At 45.8% G+C, this 18597-nt stretch carries 17 protein-coding genes; 14 read left to right on the top strand and 3 right to left on the bottom strand.

Annotated elements, in window-relative coordinates:
* Positions 1–169: 169 nt before the first annotated feature.
* The gene (locus ACEYCN_RS03300) at positions 170–1342 is read left to right on the top strand and encodes an IS110 family transposase (RefSeq protein ID WP_373712872.1); all 1173 of its coding nucleotides are present in this window, start codon (positions 170–172) and stop codon (positions 1340–1342) included.
* A gap of 258 nt (positions 1343–1600) precedes the next feature.
* On the opposite strand, the gene ACEYCN_RS03295 is transcribed toward ACEYCN_RS03300, so the two are convergent.
* Positions 1601–2479, bottom strand: a complete 879-nt coding sequence (locus ACEYCN_RS03295) for a MurR/RpiR family transcriptional regulator (protein WP_373712871.1) — start codon at positions 2477–2479, stop codon at positions 1601–1603.
* A 169-nt stretch (positions 2480–2648) separates the two neighbouring features.
* On the opposite strand from ACEYCN_RS03295, the gene ACEYCN_RS03290 reads away from it, so the two are divergent.
* The 8 genes from ACEYCN_RS03290 to ACEYCN_RS03255 all read left to right on the top strand — a co-directional run bounded on the left by ACEYCN_RS03290 (position 2649) and on the right by ACEYCN_RS03255 (position 10706).
* A complete protein-coding gene (locus ACEYCN_RS03290) occupies positions 2649–3818 on the top strand; it encodes an MFS transporter (RefSeq protein WP_373712879.1) in 1170 nt (389 codons plus the stop codon).
* A gap of 18 nt (positions 3819–3836) precedes the next feature.
* A complete protein-coding gene (locus tag ACEYCN_RS03285; protein ID WP_373712870.1) occupies positions 3837–4187 on the top strand; it encodes a hypothetical protein in 351 nt (116 codons plus the stop codon).
* A complete protein-coding gene (locus ACEYCN_RS03280; RefSeq protein WP_373712869.1) occupies positions 4184–4522 on the top strand; it encodes a hypothetical protein in 339 nt (112 codons plus the stop codon). Before ACEYCN_RS03285 ends, ACEYCN_RS03280 begins: the two co-directional genes overlap by 4 nt.
* 28 nt (positions 4523–4550) lie before the next feature.
* Positions 4551–5984 (top strand): 6-phospho-beta-glucosidase, encoded by a 1434-nt coding sequence (locus tag ACEYCN_RS03275; protein WP_373712868.1) that lies wholly within the window; start codon positions 4551–4553, stop codon positions 5982–5984.
* 73 nt (positions 5985–6057) lie between these two features.
* Positions 6058–7074: a Gfo/Idh/MocA family oxidoreductase gene (locus ACEYCN_RS03270; protein WP_373712867.1), complete on the top strand. Its 1017-nt coding sequence runs from the start codon at positions 6058–6060 to the stop codon at positions 7072–7074.
* 56 nt (positions 7075–7130) lie between these two features.
* A complete protein-coding gene (locus ACEYCN_RS03265) occupies positions 7131–7778 on the top strand; it encodes a helix-hairpin-helix domain-containing protein (protein WP_373712866.1) in 648 nt (215 codons plus the stop codon).
* On the top strand, positions 7762–10002 hold the full coding sequence (locus ACEYCN_RS03260) for a DNA internalization-related competence protein ComEC/Rec2 (RefSeq protein WP_373712865.1): 2241 nt from the start codon (positions 7762–7764) through the stop codon (positions 10000–10002). The genes ACEYCN_RS03265 and ACEYCN_RS03260 overlap by 17 nt, the downstream gene beginning before the upstream one ends.
* 65 nt (positions 10003–10067) lie before the next feature.
* On the top strand, positions 10068–10706 hold the full coding sequence (locus ACEYCN_RS03255) for a nucleoside triphosphate pyrophosphatase (RefSeq protein ID WP_373712864.1): 639 nt from the start codon (positions 10068–10070) through the stop codon (positions 10704–10706).
* Positions 10707–10998: 292 nt separating this feature from the next.
* Here the strand turns inward: ACEYCN_RS03255 and ACEYCN_RS03250 are convergent, their stop codons facing one another.
* Positions 10999–12192, bottom strand: a complete 1194-nt coding sequence (locus tag ACEYCN_RS03250; RefSeq protein WP_373712863.1) for an MFS transporter — start codon at positions 12190–12192, stop codon at positions 10999–11001.
* Between the two features lie 76 nt (positions 12193–12268).
* Positions 12269–13135 (bottom strand): Rgg/GadR/MutR family transcriptional regulator, encoded by an 867-nt coding sequence (locus ACEYCN_RS03245; protein WP_373712862.1) that lies wholly within the window; start codon positions 13133–13135, stop codon positions 12269–12271.
* 142 nt (positions 13136–13277) lie between these two features.
* Here ACEYCN_RS03245 and ACEYCN_RS03240 point away from each other — a divergent pair, with 142 nt between their 5' ends.
* From ACEYCN_RS03240 to ACEYCN_RS03220, 5 genes are all read left to right on the top strand, one after another.
* Positions 13278–14639, top strand: coding sequence for a DUF1958 domain-containing protein (locus ACEYCN_RS03240; protein WP_373712861.1), 1362 nt, complete (start codon positions 13278–13280; stop codon positions 14637–14639).
* Positions 14640–14701: 62 nt separating this feature from the next.
* Complete coding sequence (gene holA / locus ACEYCN_RS03235; RefSeq protein WP_373712860.1) at positions 14702–15736, top strand: DNA polymerase III subunit delta; 1035 nt, start codon at positions 14702–14704, stop codon at positions 15734–15736.
* A 70-nt stretch (positions 15737–15806) separates the two neighbouring features.
* Complete coding sequence (gene sodA / locus ACEYCN_RS03230; protein WP_373712859.1) at positions 15807–16412, top strand: superoxide dismutase SodA; 606 nt, start codon at positions 15807–15809, stop codon at positions 16410–16412.
* A gap of 184 nt (positions 16413–16596) precedes the next feature.
* The gene (locus tag ACEYCN_RS03225) at positions 16597–17646 is read left to right on the top strand and encodes a serine hydrolase (protein ID WP_373712878.1); all 1050 of its coding nucleotides are present in this window, start codon (positions 16597–16599) and stop codon (positions 17644–17646) included.
* A 219-nt stretch (positions 17647–17865) separates the two neighbouring features.
* A complete protein-coding gene (locus tag ACEYCN_RS03220; RefSeq protein WP_373712858.1) occupies positions 17866–18561 on the top strand; it encodes a Crp/Fnr family transcriptional regulator in 696 nt (231 codons plus the stop codon).
* The last annotated feature ends 36 nt before the right edge of the window (positions 18562–18597 follow it).

The following is an 18597-nucleotide window of genomic DNA, read 5'->3' as shown; positions in this document are numbered from 1 at the left end:
TAGTGAGGGCTTTGTGGTTGGTCATTTATTGGCCTGAAATGCCGAGGGACAAACTAATCCACTCTACTGACGAGCACCCCAAAATATGCGGCAGGCATGAGTATAAGAATACGACACAGTAATCAGTAGATAAGCTCTCTATTTCTTTATTAGAAGGAGGAACCTCGTTATGGATATTCTTTATGAATCCTGTGCAGGTATTGATGTCCATCAAGCCAACATCGTCGTTTGTATCCTACACGGCCCACTCACCTCAACTCGTCCAAAGCGTGAGATGGCTACCTTTGAGACAACAACTAAAGGCCTGCGTGCTTGCCATGATTTTCTCAGTCAATTTCATGTGGAAGCCGTTGGCATGGAAAGTACAGGTGTCTATTGGCGACCTGTCTGGCATGCCTTGTGCAACGATTTTGAGTTGATTCTAGCCAATCCAGCTCACATGAAAGCCATCCCTGGTCAGAAAACAGATAAGAAAGATGCACATTGGATTGCCAAATTAACACGGATTGGTCTGCTTCCTCGGAGTTTCGTTCCTGATGAAACCATTCAAGAATTGCGGGAGTTGACCAGACAGCGGAAACATTATGTGGAAAGTCGTAATCGAGAAACCAACCGTATTCATAAAATTCTTCAGTCAGGTGGTATTAAGCTAACGACCTATATCGAAGATATAATGGGGTTATCTGGTCGCAACCTTCTTCAGCTGTTGATTGATGGGACGCCTATCACAGCTCGCATTGTCCATCAATCCGTTTACACTAGCTTGAAGAAGAAGGTGCCACAACTTCTGGAAGCCTTGGACGGCTATTTCTCTGACCATCACCGTTTTATGTTAACTCAGTCTTTGGAGTTTTATGATTTCTATCAGAAGCAGATTGAGTTATTAGAAGAGCGAATCAATTGTTATTTAACGCAATATGAAGACCAAGTAGAAATTCTGGATTCTATTCCAGGTATTGATTGGATTACAGCTTCTGTTATCATTTCTGAGGTTGGAGTTGATATGAGTCAGTTTCCCACTGCTGGACATTTAGCTTCTTGGGTAGGACTTTGTCCAGGTAATCATGAGAGCGCTGGTAAGAAACGAAGTACCAAGATTCGACACGGGAATTCCTATTTGAAGAAATGCTTGTGTCAAGCAGCCTTCGCTGTCAAAAGACAAAAAGGCAGCCCCTTAGCAGAACGATATTATCAGATTCAAAGTCGGCGTGGTCCGCAAAAAGCAACCATTGCCCTCGCCCATCAACTATTAAAGATAGCCTATATCCTCTTGAAAGAGCAGATGACTTATCCAGCATTTTTAGCACAGAAAAAGACTACTAGGGACGAGCTAGCAGCCTAACATAAAAATTTTTCGCTTTGATTATATCATAGGGAGGGAATTTTTGCATTCTTTTTAGTTTTCGTTGTCCCACCTCCGCACAGCTCCAAAGGTTTGGGGAACCTTTGGAGGTTGGAAATGGAGCGAACACCGTTCGCATCAATCGTATAGGGCTATAAAAGCTGAATTATCAGCGTATTAGAGCCCACTCAACCACTGCGCCATTAATATCTAAAACGAAAAAATAGAGTTTGGAACTTCTTTTGTCCCAAACTCTTTTTACTCTTCTTTTAAGATTTCAGAGCTGGAGGTTCGTTCAAACTCGATAAATCTGGAGGCGTTTTTACGGAGGCTTAGATTTGCATCGTAGTCCTTGGCAAAGACGCCAGCATAGAGGCACTCCAGCAGGAAGGTGATGGAAGTGTCGGTTGAGAAGGTGCCAATCTTGGAATAGAGCTTTTCGCGAGTCGCCAACCGTAAGACATGTCTGGCCAGAGCTGTGGAACTATTGTCTCCAATGCTGGTCAGGAGGATGGTGGGAATACCTTGGCGCTTGAGCAATTGCATCATCTGAATCAGCAGGGCAGTCTCCCCTGAATAGGAAATAAAAATGGCGCAGCTCTTTTTCTTGGCCAAATAGGCATTGAACATGACCTCCCCCTGAAGCTGGTGAATCCGCACATCCTTTTGAATCCGGGACATTTGCAGGGCAAATTCTTGGGCATTGAGGAGATTGTTGCTGGCGGCGAAGATATGGATGGTTTCGGACTGAACAAGCAGGTTGACAGCAGCCTCCAAGGCTTCTCCTTTATTGAGGGAAAGGGTGTCATCAATGGCTTCTTTTTTCAGGGAAGATAGGTTGGAGGCGATGGTAGCCATATCATCTTCTGCTTGAAAGGGAAGATTGGCGTCGATGCCGGTCTTTTGGGAATCCAGGTAGGCCAATTCATCTAAGAAAGCCTCCTTGAAATCCACCCAGCCTTGAAAATCCAGCTTTTTGGCAAAACGCACCAGGGCTGACTTGGAGGTGTAAACGGCCTCCGCAATCTCAACTGTGGATTTCCTTCGGATGGCGTATTTTTCCTTCAGGATGTAATCAGCAATGACCCTCTCATTGGGCGAAAAGGGGTATAGCTCCATTTTTTCAATTAAAAACATAACAAACCTCTCTGAAACAGTGTTTACAAAAAGCCACTTTTTAAGGAAAGACTTTGTGAACAGGTGACCGTATTCAGGATAACCTCTAGCTTTATTATATCAAAATGTTACAATTAGGCTAAGAAAAAGCAAGGAGGTGAAAATGAAGCATCGACTGACAAAACTAACCATCTTTCAGAGATATCAAAATTCCTATTTTGCCTATTTCTTGATGTATAATTTTTATTTCCTATCCTGGGCTCTCTTTTCCACCTTAATTTCGGTCTACTTACTGGATCTGGGCTTCAGGGCCTCTCAAGTTTCCATGGTTGTCTCGGTCTCCTTCTTGGCTTCCATGGTCACCCAACCCCTCATCGGCTATCTGAATGACCGCTTTGATAGTCGTTTCGTCACTACCATCCTCTTTGGTGTCACCATTCTGGGCTCCCTCTTGATGATGAGCACTAGAAATATCTGGTGGATAACCCTAGCCTATTCCTTGGTTCTTCTCATTGTCAACGGCACCGTACCTATTATGGAAAAGTTGGCTGTCTCCAGTCCCTTCTCCTATGGGAAAATTCGGATTTGGGGAACGATTGGCTTTGCCTTGGGAACACAGATTTCTGGTTTCATCTATGATGCCATTTCTCCCCAAGCTATCTTTATGGCCTTTATTCTGACTATGATACTAACTATTCTGGGAACTTTGGGAACGGAAAAAAGTCAGGAGCAGGGGCCAAGCACAAAAGGAGAAGATGGAAGGAAGGTTGGTCTGAGAACTTTTTTGGGCAATAGAAAATTTTTGGGATACTTGCTACTGGTTTTCCTCTTTTCAGGAGCCAATAACACAGGACACACCTATATCCCAGCCATGCTCAATCAAGAAAGGATGGCAGTGGGTTTGGTAACGACGGTTATCTCCATTTCAGTAATCTGTGAATCACCTGTTACCCTTTTTTCTAATCGCTTTATGGACCGCTTGACCAGCAAAACCATTTTTACAGCTGTTATTATCCTGATTGGTCTTCAATATTTGGTTTATTGGTTGCCTCTTGATTTGACTTATAAGGTTTTGGTAACTTTGCTGTTTAAGCATACAACTGGAATGGTTTTTATCATGCTCAACATGAAGATTGTCAATTCCTTGGTGGACAAAGCGGTCTTGATAACAGCCCTCAGCCTTGTTCAAACCATTCGTAGCTTGGGCTCGATTACCTTTCAAAACATTTCAGGATTTATATTAGACCATTCATCATATAACGCATTGTTTTTCTTCCTCCTGATGACGATGGTCCTTAGTTTTATTTTCTTGCAATTCCTTCGATTGCCAAATGGTAATGAAGAAGCCCTGTTTCGTTAGTAGAAAGGAGAAGAAAAGGTGATTCACATCAGAGGAATTCTAGCCTATGCCTTCGCTGGGCTCATGGTGGGGCTTTTCTGGCCCCTTGTGGCTACACCCTTTGGATCGTTTGCAGGCCTTGTCGCTGGTTTCTTCATCATTGGACCAGTCTGGTATATCTGCCATTATCGGGGATGGATTCCACAGAGTAAAGATCAGGTGGCTATCGATATGGGGGCTGCTATCGGGATGAGCGTCTTGGTCAGAGGCTTTCTGGAGCATGGTTTGTCACAGACCCTGATGGCCATGCCAACCCTTCTCTGTCTTGCCCTTGGAGCAAGTCTTGCGGGCTGGCTCTATGCTATAATAGAGAGAGGAGGGAGAAAGTGACCCTCTATCAAGATCTCACCACCATTCTAGGCGGCTTTCTTCTCCCCTTTGCCATCCTTATCCTTTGGGGCAGACTGGTGGATCGTTTGGGCCCTCTTGGAGGTTGGCTGGCTGCCGCCATCATCATAGGGCCTATCTGGTACATCAATCACGGCATGCTGGAGCACCTAGTTGTTCAGCAGGGCCCTGTTTTTATTGATATGGGATTTGCCACCGCCATTGGAGTCTTTGTCTATGGATTGACCAGAGGCATTGATTTTTCATCCCATCGTCGCAACTTGCTGGCCGCCCTTCTTGGAGGAAGCCTGGCCGGCCTGATTCTTTCATTCTTGTAAAAAAATAAAAACATAAAGGAGAAAGCATATGTCATTTCCAAAGAACTTTTTGTGGGGTGGTGCCCTGGCAGCTCACCAATTTGAGGGTGGAGTCCTAGAAACTTCTAAGGGCTTGTCCGTAGCTGATGTGATGACGGCAGGTGCACACGGGGTTCCTCGGGTCATCACGGATGGAGTGGTCGAAGGAAATTATTACCCCAACCATGTAGGGATTGATTTTTACCATCGCTACAAGGAAGACATTGCCATGTTCGCAGATCTGGGCTTCAAGTGTTTCCGGACCTCCATCGCCTGGTCTCGAATTTTTCCAAAGGGCGACGAAGCAGAACCAAATGAAGAAGGCCTGCAATTTTATGATGATATCTTCGATGAGCTCCTCAAATACGGTATCGAGCCCGTCATCACCCTTTCCCACTTTGAAATGCCTTTCGAATTGGCCAAGAAAAATGGCGGCTTTATGAGTCGGGACACGGTTGATGCCTTCATCAAGTTTGCGGAAGTCGTCTTTAAACGCTACAAAGACAAGGTCAAGTACTGGATGACCTTCAATGAAATCAACAACCAGATGAACTACCACAATGACATCTTTGGCTGGACCAACTCAGGAGCCCACTTTGGTGATTATGACAATCCAGAGGAGGCTATGTATATCTGCGGACATCATACCTTGGTGGCTTCAGCCCTGGCGGTCAAAATCGGCAAGGAAATCAATCCAGACTTCCTCATCGGAAACATGATTGCCATGGTGCCCATCTACCCTTACTCTTGCCGTCCGGAAGATGTCCTTTTGGCCAATCAAGCCATGCACGATCGCTGGTTCTTCTGTGATGTGCAGGTTCGAGGTCACTACCCAGCCTATGCCCTCAAGATGTTTGAACGCAAAGGCTTCAAGATTCCAATTACAGAGGAAGACAAGGATATCTTAGCTGAGGGAAGGGTTGACTATATCGGCTTCTCCTATTACATGTCCAATGTGGTGGATTCGCAGGCCTTCCGCGATGTGTCAGAAGTGATCGAAGCATCCAGCCCTTATTCTGTAAAAAATCCTTATATCAAGGAATCGGACTGGGGATGGGCCATTGACCCAGTGGGGCTTCGTTATGCCCTCAATGCCTTTTACGAACGCTACGAACTGCCCCTCTTTATCGTGGAAAATGGTTTTGGGGCCATCGACGTCAAGGAAGAAGATGGGTCTGTCCATGACCCTTACCGCATTGACTACCTACGCAGCCATATCCAAGAAATGGAAAAGGCCATCAATGAAGATGGTGTTGAGCTGATGGGCTACACGCCTTGGGGCTGTATTGACTGTGTCTCCTTTACCACAGGGGAAATGAAAAAACGCTACGGCTTCATCTACGTAGACCGCAACAACGATGGTTCAGGTACTTTGGAGCGCAGCAAGAAGGACTCCTATGACTGGTACAAACAAGTGACCGCAAGTAATGGAGAAATTCTCTAAACTCAGGAGAAAGCCTGTCAGTCCAGCTGGCGGCTTTCTTTGCCATTGAAAATGAAAGATGAGGAGGAAAAATATGTTAACTATCGCCTATATCGGAAATGGCAAGAGTACCAACCGCTATCACCTGCCCTTTGTGCAAAAGATTAAGGATATTCGGGTCAAAACCATCTATTCTCGTTCTGCCAGCCCTTGGCAACCTGTTGAGGGTATCACCTATACTGATAAAATCGAAGATCTCCTGTCTGACCCAGAAATCCAGCTCATTGTCCTCTCTGTTCCAGCCAAGGCCCATTATCAGCTGGCCAAGGACTGTCTTACGGCTGGCAAACATGTCTTGGTGGAGAAACCCTTCACCGAGACAGCTGAGGAGGCGCGTGAATTGTTTGCCTTGGCCAAGGAAAAGGGACTCGTTATCCAAGCCTATCAAAATCGACGTTTTGATTCTGACTTCTTGACCACCCAGAAAGTTATCCAGAGCGGAGTCTTGGGGGAACTTTTGGAAGTGGAGATGCACTATGATTATTTCCGCCCAGAAGTGCCAGAGAGTGTGGAAGATTTTTCTCTGGACACCAGCTACATTTATGGCCATGCCTGTCATACCATTGACCAGGTCCTCTCCTTTTTTGGCCGACCAGACCATATCCACTATGATGTCCGCCAATTATTGGGCCCCAATCGCATGAACGATTATTTTGACCTAGACCTCTACTATGGCAGCACCAAGGTTTCGGTCAAGTCTAGCTACTTCCGCATCAAGGAACGGCCTAGTTTTGTAGTTTATGGTAAAAAAGGCATGTTCATTAAGGCTACTAAGGACAGACAGGAAGAGGATTTGAAGAAATTCTACCTGCCAAACCATCCTGATTTTGGCCTGGATTTGCCAGAGCATTATGGGGTTCTGACCTATGTAGACGAAAATGGAGTCTACCACGAAGAAAAAGTGGTATCGGAAGTGGGCGATTACAGCCGAGTTTATCAAGCTCTTCACGATAGTATCATCCATGGGGCTGAAAAACTCATCCAGGACCAAGAGACCATCCTCCAAATGGAAATCCTAGAAGAAGGCATCCGTCAGATGAAGGAAAAATAAGTAAAATGAGGCTCCTTTTCGGGAGCCTTTTTCGAATTATCAAGTAGGAGGTTTTTATGTTTGAAGATTATCTTGCATTACTAAAGAAATATAAGTTGGTAATAGCCCTTGGCGCTATCTTGGTCATGGCCATTGGGGCTTTTCTGGTCTTGCAGCAGAAACCAGAGGCCAAAACGACGGATTTTCCGACTGTTTCAACGACATCTGCCAGCCAAGAAAGCACAGAGGAGACCAGTTCTGAAAGCCCAGAAAGTGAGACCATTCTGGTCGATGTCAAGGGGGCTGTTCAGTCAGAAGGAGTTTACGAATTGCCTTCCACAGCCAGGGTCAATGATGCCATTGAGGCAGCGGGTGGTTTTTCAGACCAGGCCGATAAAAAGTCTGTCAATCTGGCCCAGAAATTAAGTGATGAAGCAGTGGTCTACGTGGCCAGCCAGGGAGAAAATGTCAGTGTTGTCCAGCCTGCCACCAGCAGTCCGACTGCTGGAAATACAGGCAGCGAAAACACCGAAAAAATCAACCTCAATACCGCAACGGTTGCGGATTTAACCACCATTTCCGGTATCGGAGAGAAGCGGGCCAATGATATATTGGCTTACCGAGACAGCCAGGGTGGCTTCACATCCGTCGACGACCTCAACAATGTCTCAGGCATTGGCGACAAGACCCTGGAAAACATCCGTCCCTATGTCACAGTGGATTAGAAAAAGCCCCCTCCCAGCTATTCAGCTGGCCCTCCTCATCCTTTCAGCCTACTTTCTGGTCTACCGGCCCTCCATCCTAACAGGAGCCCTTTTCATCCTTCTCCTCATCCGCCTTTTTCAGCAGTATGGTAAAAAAAGTGCACTAAAAGTCCTGCCTATCCTCATGGTCTTTCTAGCCCTCTTTTCTGGCCATGCCTTGAAAATGAAATGGGAGGAGGAGCGGATTCCCAGCAGCATCAGCCAGTTGAGCCTGAGACCCGATTCGATTCGCATCAACGGGGACCAACTCTCCTTTCAGGGGCGCTCAAATGGCAGAAATTATCAGGTCTTTTATAAGCTGAAGAGTCAGGAGGAGCAGACCTACTTTCAGAACTTGCAAGACTTGGTGGTCTTGACCGTTGAGGCTGAAATCAGTCTTCCAGAAGAAGCTCGCAATTTCAATGGCTTTGACTATCGGGCTTATTTGCGAACCAAGGAAATCTATGCCCTGGTCAAGGTGACGGAGATTCAGGAAATCAAAGTCAGAACTAGCTGGAACCCTATGGACTGGATTTTTCTAGGGAGGAGAAAGGCCCTCCTCCACATTGCCAGAAGTTTCCCCAGTCCCATGCGACACTATATGACGGGGCTTTTGTTTGGCGACTTGGACAAGGATTTTGAGGAGATGGAGGGTATCTATTCCAGTTTGGGGATTATCCATCTCTTTGCCCTGTCTGGTATGCAGGTTGGTTTTTTTATTGACAAACTGCGCTATCTCTTACTCCGCCTGGGCCTAAAGCGGGAAACGGTTGACAGACTGCAAATCCCTTTTTCTATCCTTTATGCCGGCATGACAGGGTTGTCTATCTCAGTTATCCGCTCTCTGGTTCAGAAAATCTTGGGCAATATGGGTCTACGGGGCCTGGATAATATGGCCCTGACACTGGGGATTTGCTACTTCATCATGCCCCAGTTTCTCCTATCCGCAGGAGGTGTCCTCAGCTTTGCCTATGCCTTTCTTCTCAGTGTCTTTGACTTTGAGGCCTTATCTTCTGTGAAAAAACTGCTGCTAGAGAGTTTGGCCATTTCCTTGGGAATTTTACCCCTACTCATCTTTTATTTTTATTCTTTCCAACCCTTGTCTATTCTCTTGACCTTTGCCTTTTCCATTATTTTTGACCTGCTTTTCTTGCCTCTATTGTCCTTGCTCTTTCTGATGTCGCCCTTTGTGGTGGTCAGTCAGATCAACTTTCTCTTTGTCTGGCTGGAAGATATCATCGTCCGGTTGGCAGAACTGGCACCCTTTCCTCTGGTATTTGGCAAACCAGAAGCACTAGTTTTACTCAGTCTCATCCTCATTTTGGCCCTAATCCATGATTTTTTCCATCGAAAGAAACTGCTCTTTGGCCTATCCTGTCTGTTTGTTCTTTTACTATTTGTCACCAAGCAACCGCTGACCAATGAAGTCACCGTGGTAGATGTGGGCCAGGGGGATAGTGTTCTGCTTCGGGATGCCAAGGGTAAAACCGTCCTGATTGATGTGGGCGGTCGGGTGGATTTTGGAGCAGATGAAGCCTGGAAAGCTCGCCAGACCGAGCCCAATGCCAGTCGCACCCTGATTCCCTATCTACACAGCCGCGGAATTAGCCAGATTGATCAGCTGGTCTTGACCCACACCGACACCGACCATGTGGGGGATTTGGAAGTGGTAGCCCAGCAGGTGAGAATTGGTGAGATACTGGTCAGTCCAGGCAGTCTGACGGATGAGGAATTCGTCCAGCGGCTTAAGGCCTTGCAAGTTCCAGTCAGGGCCATTCGGGCCGGTGAGCAGTTACCCATCATGGGCAGTCAGCTCCATGTCCTCTATCCCTTTGGTCCTGGCGATGGGGGAAACAATGATTCCATCGTCCTCTATGGCCAACTCCTGAACAAGAATTTTCTGTTTACTGGAGATTTGGAAGAAGCAGGGGAAGAGACGCTGAAGGCTACCTATCCTGACCTGCCTGTCGATATTCTCAAGGCCGGTCACCACGGCTCCAAGGGTTCCTCATCTGAAGCCTTTCTGGACCATATCCAGCCAGAATTGGCCCTCCTGTCCGCAGGTAAAAACAACCGCTACAAGCATCCCCACCAGGAAACCTTAGACCGCTTGACCGAACGCCAGATTGCCAGTCTTCGCACCGACCAAGATGGGGCCATCCGCTTCATTGGCTGGGATTCGTGGAAGCTGGAGACGGTGAGGTGAGTTCCCTATTTTCATTTATGACTATTTTTGCTATGCTAGATGAAAAGACATAAAGGAGCCTCACCATGGAAACCGTTTTTAACTATGAAAAAATTGGTCAAAAAGGAAGGATTGAGCAGTTTGTCCTTCTATCGACTTCACCTCGAAGGAGGGAGCTTCTGGCCTTTTTAAACCCTAGTCTGTCATCGGTAGAAGTGGATGAGCGGGCCTTGGAAGAGCACTTTATGGAAGTTTTTAAGGAGGATGATTTTTTGACGCGGGCTGCCAAGGTCTGCTGTGAAATCACCAAGGCTAAGTCAGACATGGAGCTGGAAGCTGATACCCTCTATATTTCGGCGGATACTATGGTCATTTCGGATGGGAAAATTTATAACAAACCGACTGATCTGCAGGAAGCAAAGCAGATGCTCTATTCCTATTTTGGCAAGAGCCATGATGTGGTGACGGCTGTTTGCTTACGGATGCAGGGCTATCTGGAAGTTTTCTACACAGTTGCCAGAATCGAGTTTGCCCCCTTCTATCCAGAACTGGAGCAGGTGGTGGAGGACTATCTGACCATCAAGCAGCCCCTGGACAAGGCCGGTGCCTATGGTTTTCAAGAACTGGATCCCCGCCTCATCAAATCTGTTACAGGCGACATCCACACCATCATCGGCCTCCCCATAGCCGAGGTCTCGGAGAGAATTTTTAAGACAGAACAATAAAAGAGAGTGTGACAGAAATCGGTAATTTCGGAGAAATTCGATTTCGTCAACAAGTCTCTATTTCCAGTTGTTGAGCTAAAACGGTCTATCCCCAGACCGTTTTACTCCCACCTCCGCACAGCTCAAACTGTCTGGGAGATAGTTTGAGGTTGGAGATAAAGCGAACTTGTTCGCATCAATCGTATAGGGCTGTAAAAGCTGATTTATCAGCGCATTAGAGCCCACTCAACCACTGCGCTATAAGTATCTAAAACGAAAAAATAGAGTTTGGAACTACTTTGTCCCAAACTCTTTATTCGTTCAAGTTCAAACGGCTATAGAGGAAGGCCAGACCGGACATTAGGAGTATGGCTAAACCAAGGACGGCAAATGTTAGAATATGGACGGAGAAAGGCAGGGCCGTCATCAGACTTGTGGCCAAGGGCATAAAGATGACTGCCACAGTGAAAATGGAACTGAAAACCCGACCCAAAAGTTCATTGGGAACCTTTTTTTGCACCATAGAAAAGAAATGGATATTAAAAATGGTCAGGAAACATTCAAAAATCAGATTGCCTGATGAGATGATGACCGCTGGTAAGCCAAATAGGGCCAGCGGTGTTATGAGGGCCAGGCCCATTCCACTCAAAGCCAGCGAGAAGAGGAGGCTGGTATGAGAATTTTGGAAGAGCTTCTTGGCAAGCAAAGCCCCTAAAATCGAGCCCGCAGCCCCCATAGACAGGAGGGTGGCATAGCTACTGCTATCGGAAAACAAGTGATTGCTGAAGGGAATCAGGTAATTGTAGGCTGCAATAAAGAAGTTGACAAGAGCAGCTACAACCAGTAAGAAAAAGACTTCTTTCTCATGAAAGATGAACAAGAGGCCTTCCCGAATATCCCTCAAAATAGCCCCGACACTGGCCGCTTCTCTGGTCTGCTCTACATGTTTTTCATCCTGACGGATGGAAAAAAGAAGGGCAAAGGAGAGAAAGAAGGTCAGGCTATCCAGGAGCAGGGTCGGTTTGAGACCAAAACGGTCCACAAATAGAAAGGCAAGAAGGGGAGAGGAAATGCTGATGATTTGGGAGATGACTTCCAGCTTGGCATTGAAATCAACCAGACGGTCTTTTTCGACCAAGGTTACCACATAGGAGCGAAAAGAGGTCCCTGAAAAGGCATGGGAAATAGCCAGGATGGCATTGACACTGATGAGACCATAAAGCATGATTTGGTCCGTCCCAATCAAGGCTAGGAGCAGGCACATGAGGCCACCCACAAAATCAGTTACCAGCAAAATCTTTCTTCGCTTGAAACGGTCAGCAACAGCTCCGCCAATGGGATTGAGAAAAAGGGAAATCAGGTTTTCGGCCAGTTGATAGTAGCCTAGGTAACGTTGAGCCATGGGGCCCAGACTGACAATCCAGCTGCTATTTCCATAGTCATAGACGACATTACCGATTTTATTGACCGCTCGGCTAGCTAGTAATTTGAGCTCGTTTTTCTTCATAAAAGCCTCCAAAAACTTTGTGCTTCTCAGTCTACACTAGTATCTTGGAGGTCGGAAAATTTTTGCAGATATGCCTTTATTTTACAAATTTTTCAAAATCAGTCCGGAAATTTTGGGCAATATGGGGAGAATCGAGCCATTCGAAGATTTGGATGGCATTCTTCATATCTTCAATGCCATCTAAAACCTGACCAGATTTGTAGGTTTGCAGGCCCCTGAGAAAGAGAAAAATAGTCTTTTCATAGAGTTTCGTCTCGTTTTTGATTAGTTTTTGGACTTCTTGCTGGTAAAAGTTGGCGATAGCAAGGGCATCACGGTGCAGGCAGGTTTCCCAGATATTGAGCATGGTCATGAGGACTAAATGACGATGGGTGGCGATTTCTTTGTAGAAGTGCCTGCGCTTCAGTATTTCTTGTCCCATCAGATGAAGGAGGGGAATATCGATGAAGAGATAGAGATTGCCAATCAGAATCAGCTCATAGATGTTCCAATTTTCCGTAGCAAAGAGGTAGTCGGTTACCAGGTCCAAATCTTCTTTTGGAAAGGGAATGGAGTCATCACATTTGCAAATAAAACCTTGCAACAAAATGCTGTTGAGTTGGTGTCGTTGGCGGTCAGGATGCTCTCTGAATTTCTCCATTTCTGCAGTTTGCATCTGACGAAAGCCCTCAACATCTCGGCGGTATTCCAAGTCAATCAGTTGGCTCATAAAACGAATCTGCTCCGAGTGCTGAAAACCAGAGAGGGCATCCATAAATTCCTTGACTTCAACATGGATATTTTCCAAGGCTGCTAAAAATTTTGAAACAGATAGTTCAGATTCGCCCCGTTCAAAGCGGGATAACTGGGATAAGGAGACGCGGTGATCGGCGACTTGCTTGAGAGGAATATGGCGATTATTTCGCAATTCTTTAAAGGTTTGACCAAGTTCTTTATGATTCATAAGAAGATTATAGCATAGGGATAGGCACTTAGAATTTTTTCCCATATACGGGAAAAGGCAAGTTGAAAAATTGTGAAATTCCCTTTTTTCAAAAGCCGTTCTTATGTTATAATGATAGGGATCATGTAAAAAGGATGGTAAAATGAAAAAGTTTTTATTAGGTATATGTAGTGTCCTGCTAGCTGTTTTTGTAGGTGCCTTGCCAGTGGCAGCAGAGGAGGATTTGTTGACCATGGCTCAAAAAGCAGGCTATCCAGCTACGGCTGACATGGTTCCCAAAGCCTCCATCGTGGTGGATGCTGATTCAGGTCAGATTCTCTGGGGGGAAAATGTAGACCTAAAATGGGATCCAGCAAGTACGACCAAGACCATGGTGGTCTACCTGACTTTTGAAGCCATTAGTCAGGGCAAAATCACACTGGACACAGAAGTCGTAGCAACGGAGACGGATCAGGCCATTGCTGGTATCTACGCCCTCAGCAATAACAAGATTGTTGCCGGTGAAACCTATACGGTACGTGAACTGCTGACTATGACCCTAGTCCCATCGTCCAATGTTACTACCCTCATGTTGGCTCACCTGATTCATGAAGGAGATGATGCTTCCTTCTTGCAGCTCATGAACGATACGGCTCAGTCACTGGGTATGACCAATACTCACTTTTATAATGGAACAGGTGCAGTATCAGGGGCTTTTGAAGGGTATTACGCTCCAGCTGGTTCAGATCCAGCTGCCAGCAATGAAGTGACCGCCAAGGATATGGCCATCTTAGCCTATCATCTGATTAAGAAACATCCAGAAGTATTGGAATTTACCAACAGCACTCAGGTAACGGTTAAAGCTGGAACCCCTCTGGAGGAAACCTTTGACGCTTATAATTACTCTCTTCCTGGAGGTAAGTATGGGATTGAAGGAGTAGATGGTCTCAAGACCGGTTCCAGTCCGCAAGCGGGTTTCAATGCGATTATCACCGCCAAACGTGGAGAAACTCGCTTGATAACAGTCGTCCTTGGGGTAGGAAATTGGGCAGACCAAAATGGGGAATACTATCGTCATTTCTTTGTTAATACCCTCCTGGAACATGCCTTTTCAACCTATCAGCGACAAGTTGTTGCTCCTGCTGGTGAGCAAGAAATTGATGGTCAAAAGTGGACGACGGATCAAGACCTTTACGCCATGGTCAAGGACGGAGTGGCTCCTCAGCTGACAGTTGTCAACGACCACTTGCAAGTGGCAGGCAGTATTGACCCGATGAGTGGTGTTGCTGTCAAAACAGCTAAGAAACCGACAGAGCATTCCAGTGGCCTCCTTCTTCCAGGCGGAACTGACAAGAAAAAAACATCCTTCTTCTCAAGTGTCCCCCTGCTGGTTTATCTCCTTGTGCCAGTCCTTCTTGTTTTGGTTCTTGTTGGAATCTTTCTAGGACGGGGCAAACGCCGTAAGGCCAAGCATTCTGAAATTGGAAATGGAACATACAGCCGTCGCCATCGCAGACGCAAATAAGCATCTCAACTGCTAGAAAATTTCTGGCAGTTTTTCTGATGTAAAAATGGTATAATAGGCCTATGCTAGCTATCGAAGAAATTCAACAATTAGAAAGAAAGAATCTGGGACCACTGACCATTTTATCTGGAGAGGATACAGGCCAGTACCAGACAGCCAAGGAAGCCCTCTTGCAGCAGATTGGTTTTGATACTGCTGACCTGGGATTTGCCTATTTTGACATGTCTGAGGCAGACTATGCCCAGGTAGATTTGGACTTGGTCTCCCTGCCCTTTTTCGCGGATGAAAAAATCGTCATTCTGGACTATTTTTCAGACCTATCGACCGATAAAAAGCGCTACTTGACAGATGATGAACTCAAGCAGTTTGAGGACTACCTGACTCAGCCCAATGAGACTACCCGTCTCATCGTCCTGGTGCCGGGTAAACTGGACAGTAAGCGCCGCCTGGTTAAACTGCTCAAACGGGATGGTTTGAATCTAGAAGCCAACCAACTCAAAGAAGCAGACATTCGCCACTATTTTAAAAAGGTCTTGGCAGAGACAGGCCTAAAGATGGCAGAAGAGGTCTATGAGCAACTCTTGGTTAAATCGAGTTTTGATTTTTCAGAAATGACCAAAAATCTGACCTTTCTAAAGGCCTACAAGGCAAGTGGTCAGATTGAGGCCCAGGATATTGACGTGGCGATTCCCAAGACCCTGCAAGACAATGTCTTTGACCTGTCCAAGCTGGTCCTGTCTGGGAAGACCGATGCTGCCCAGCAGCTGGTCCATGATTTGCGGCTTCAGGGTGAGGATGAGATCAAGCTGATTGCAATCTTGCTGACCCAGTTTCGCATGTTTTTGCAGGTGAATATCCTCAAAGCAGAGGGGCGGTCTGAGAGTCAGATTGTGGCCGATTTGTCCGATTATTTGGGCCGCAAGGTCAATCCCTATCAGGTCAAGTTTGCCCTGAGGGATTCAAGAGGTCTGACCCTTTCCTACCTCAAAAAAGTAGTGTCATTGCTGATTGAATGCGATTACCAAATCAAGACCGGTCGCATGGACAAGGATTATCTTTTTGACATCACTCTTCTCAGGATGAATAGTCTCAGATAAGGCAAAAAACTTGAAATCGGTTTTATTTTCAGATAGAATAAAGGAAAATAAAGGAAAAGAGGGAACTTACATGGCAATTATTTTACCAGAACTTCCGTACGCTTACGATGCACTTGAACCACATATTGATGCGGAAACCATGACACTACACCATGACAAGCACCATGCAACCTATGTGGCCAATGCCAATGCAGCACTTGAAAAACACCCTGAAATCGGTGAAGATTTGGAAAGCCTTTTGACGGATGTGGAAAAGATTCCAGCAGATATTCGTCAGGCCTTGATTAACAATGGTGGTGGCCACCTCAACCACGCCCTTTTCTGGGAGTTGCTTTCTGCTGAAAAATCAGAAATCTCTCCAGAATTGGCAGCAGACATCGATGCGACCTTTGGTTCATTTGATGCCTTCAAAGATGCCTTCACCGCAGCAGCAACCACTCGTTTTGGTTCAGGCTGGGCTTGGTTGGTTGTCAATAAGGAAGGCAAGTTGGAAGTTATCTCTACTGCTAATCAGGACAGCCCAATCATGCAAGGTCTGAAACCTGTCTTGGCCCTGGATGTCTGGGAGCATGCTTACTATCTCAACTACCGCAATGTTCGTCCAAACTACATCAAAGCTTTCTTTGAAATTATCAACTGGAACAAGGTCAACGAACTCTACGCAGCAGCAAAATAAGTCTTCGAAAAGTCTGATTCGTCAGGCTTTTTTGTCTGCAAAGACGGTCTTTATTCTAAATGCCGAACGATAAGTAAAATTTTGGTTATTTCCTTGAGTTTTTTTGTAAAAAATGTACAATAGTTGTATGAGGAGATTGAACAAGAAGAAAAATCAAAACAAACATTACCTATATAATCTGGGGATGGTTGCCCTGCTGGCAGTTCCTTTTTTAGTCTATTTTGCAGCAAGGTCTCTCTATGGTGGCCAGAATATAGAGACCAGACCTGTCAGCTCTTCGTCAACTATTGCCAAGAAAGTGACCAAGACCAGTCCAGAAACGACGGAGGCACCACCTCCAGCTCCCAAGGAATTGGTCAAGTCAGAAGAGGCCAAACAGGCTGTGATGGAGGCAGACAAGGCTTCAATGGAAGCTATGGGCTTGACCTATGATTATGCCCATATGAGTTTGGTCCAGGTAGTTCAAGCTTATCTGGCAGATGCTGGCATAGACCCTTCACAGGTTGCTTTTTCCTATAAAAATCCAGCTACGGGTCATACTTTTTCCATGAATGAAACCCAACCTATGACAGCAGGTTCGACTTACAAATTGCCTCTCAATATGTTAGTGGTGGATGCAGTGGCTGAAGGGAAGTACACTCTGACAGAGCGCTTTGATATTACCAATACAGGCTATGAGTACAAGTTTGAACATGATGCTTATGTCAATCAGTTTGGCGGTGCGATGAGCATTCCCGACATGCAGGAATACTCCTTGGTTTACTCGGAAAATACACCAGCCTATGCTTTGGCGGAGCGCCTGGGAGGCTTGGACGCAGCCTTTGCCATGATGAACAAATATGGTATCTCCAAAGGCGAAATTCCAACCATTCGGCGGGAGGATAATAAGACCACGACCGACTATTATATCCAGGTCTTGGAACATCTCTATCGCAACCAGGAAAAGTATGCGGATATCATCTACTTTATGGATATGTCCTTTCCCGGACAATACTATGAGACCTATTTAACCCATCTGCGCGTGGTCCAAAAGCCTGGCTATGTTGGGGAAGCCCTCAATGTTGATGCCATGGTCTTCGAAGAGAGTCCTTATTTGATTGCCCTTTATACCCGTTATCTAGGTGGCTCAACCGAGATGAGCGATGAGGTCAATGGCTATGGCTACATGCAACTGACAGGCCTGACCTATGTTATCAACCAGTGGCATCGGGTCAATGAAAATGGCCTGGCCTGACAAAGATTATCCTATTTTAAATTTTGAGCTGGGATTGAAAACTTTTGTTTCTGATCTAGTTTTCAAAAGAGAATTGAGAAAAGGAATGAGGAAGTAGGATGGCTTCCTCATTTTTCTTTACTCATAAGAAATAATCATGGATGAGAAAATTGGTAACCGTTTTCCTTTCTGCAATAATATGATATAATAATATAAAAAGAACTAAGTTGAGGAGGAGTGATGATTAGCAAGGAACAGTATTACTTTTTAAGAAATCAGCCAGCCTTCTGCCAGTTTACCATTGAGCAATTTGACCAACTGGCGCAAGCGGCCCGCTTTCGGAAAATCCCCAAGGATCAGCTCTTTTTCTTTGCTGGAGACCCTAGAGAATATCTCTTTGTCCTGCAGAAGGGCTATGCCCGGATTGAGCAGTTTGATCAGACGGATACCTATTCTTACCTCGATTATATCCGAGAAGGGACTGCCTTCCCCTTTGGGGGCATGTTTATCGATCCGCTCTACCACTATTCGGCCATAGCGGTGACAGATCTTTCCTACATCATGGTTCCCATGGATCTCTACGAATCCCTCTCCAAAAAGAATATCCACCAGATGCTCTTTCTCAATCAAAAACTGGCCCGGATTTTGAAGTTCCAGGAGCTGAGGCTCCGCAATGCCATGATCTCCTCAGCCAGCGAGCGGGTGGTCCAGGTCCTGGCCTTGCTTTACTGGGACCTATGCCAACAGGATCAACTGACTGCCATCCCCTTTGGTATCCATATTCAGGAAATTTCCCGCTTGGCAGCGACGACCAGGGAAACGGCCAGCCATGTCCTTAAAAAATTAAAAGCGGACAAGCGGATTACCTATTCTCATAAAAAATTAAGCTATTTAGACATAGATTTCTTTCTGGAAAGTTTGTCGGAGACCCATTGAGGTCTCTTTTTTTAACTATTTGATAAAAAAATAAAT

This window comes from Streptococcus sp., from assembly GCF_041802885.1.
Classification (GTDB): domain Bacteria; phylum Bacillota; class Bacilli; order Lactobacillales; family Streptococcaceae; genus Streptococcus.
The sequence above is the reverse complement of the archived record's forward strand: the minus strand, read 5'-3'. Positions and strand labels throughout refer to the sequence as shown.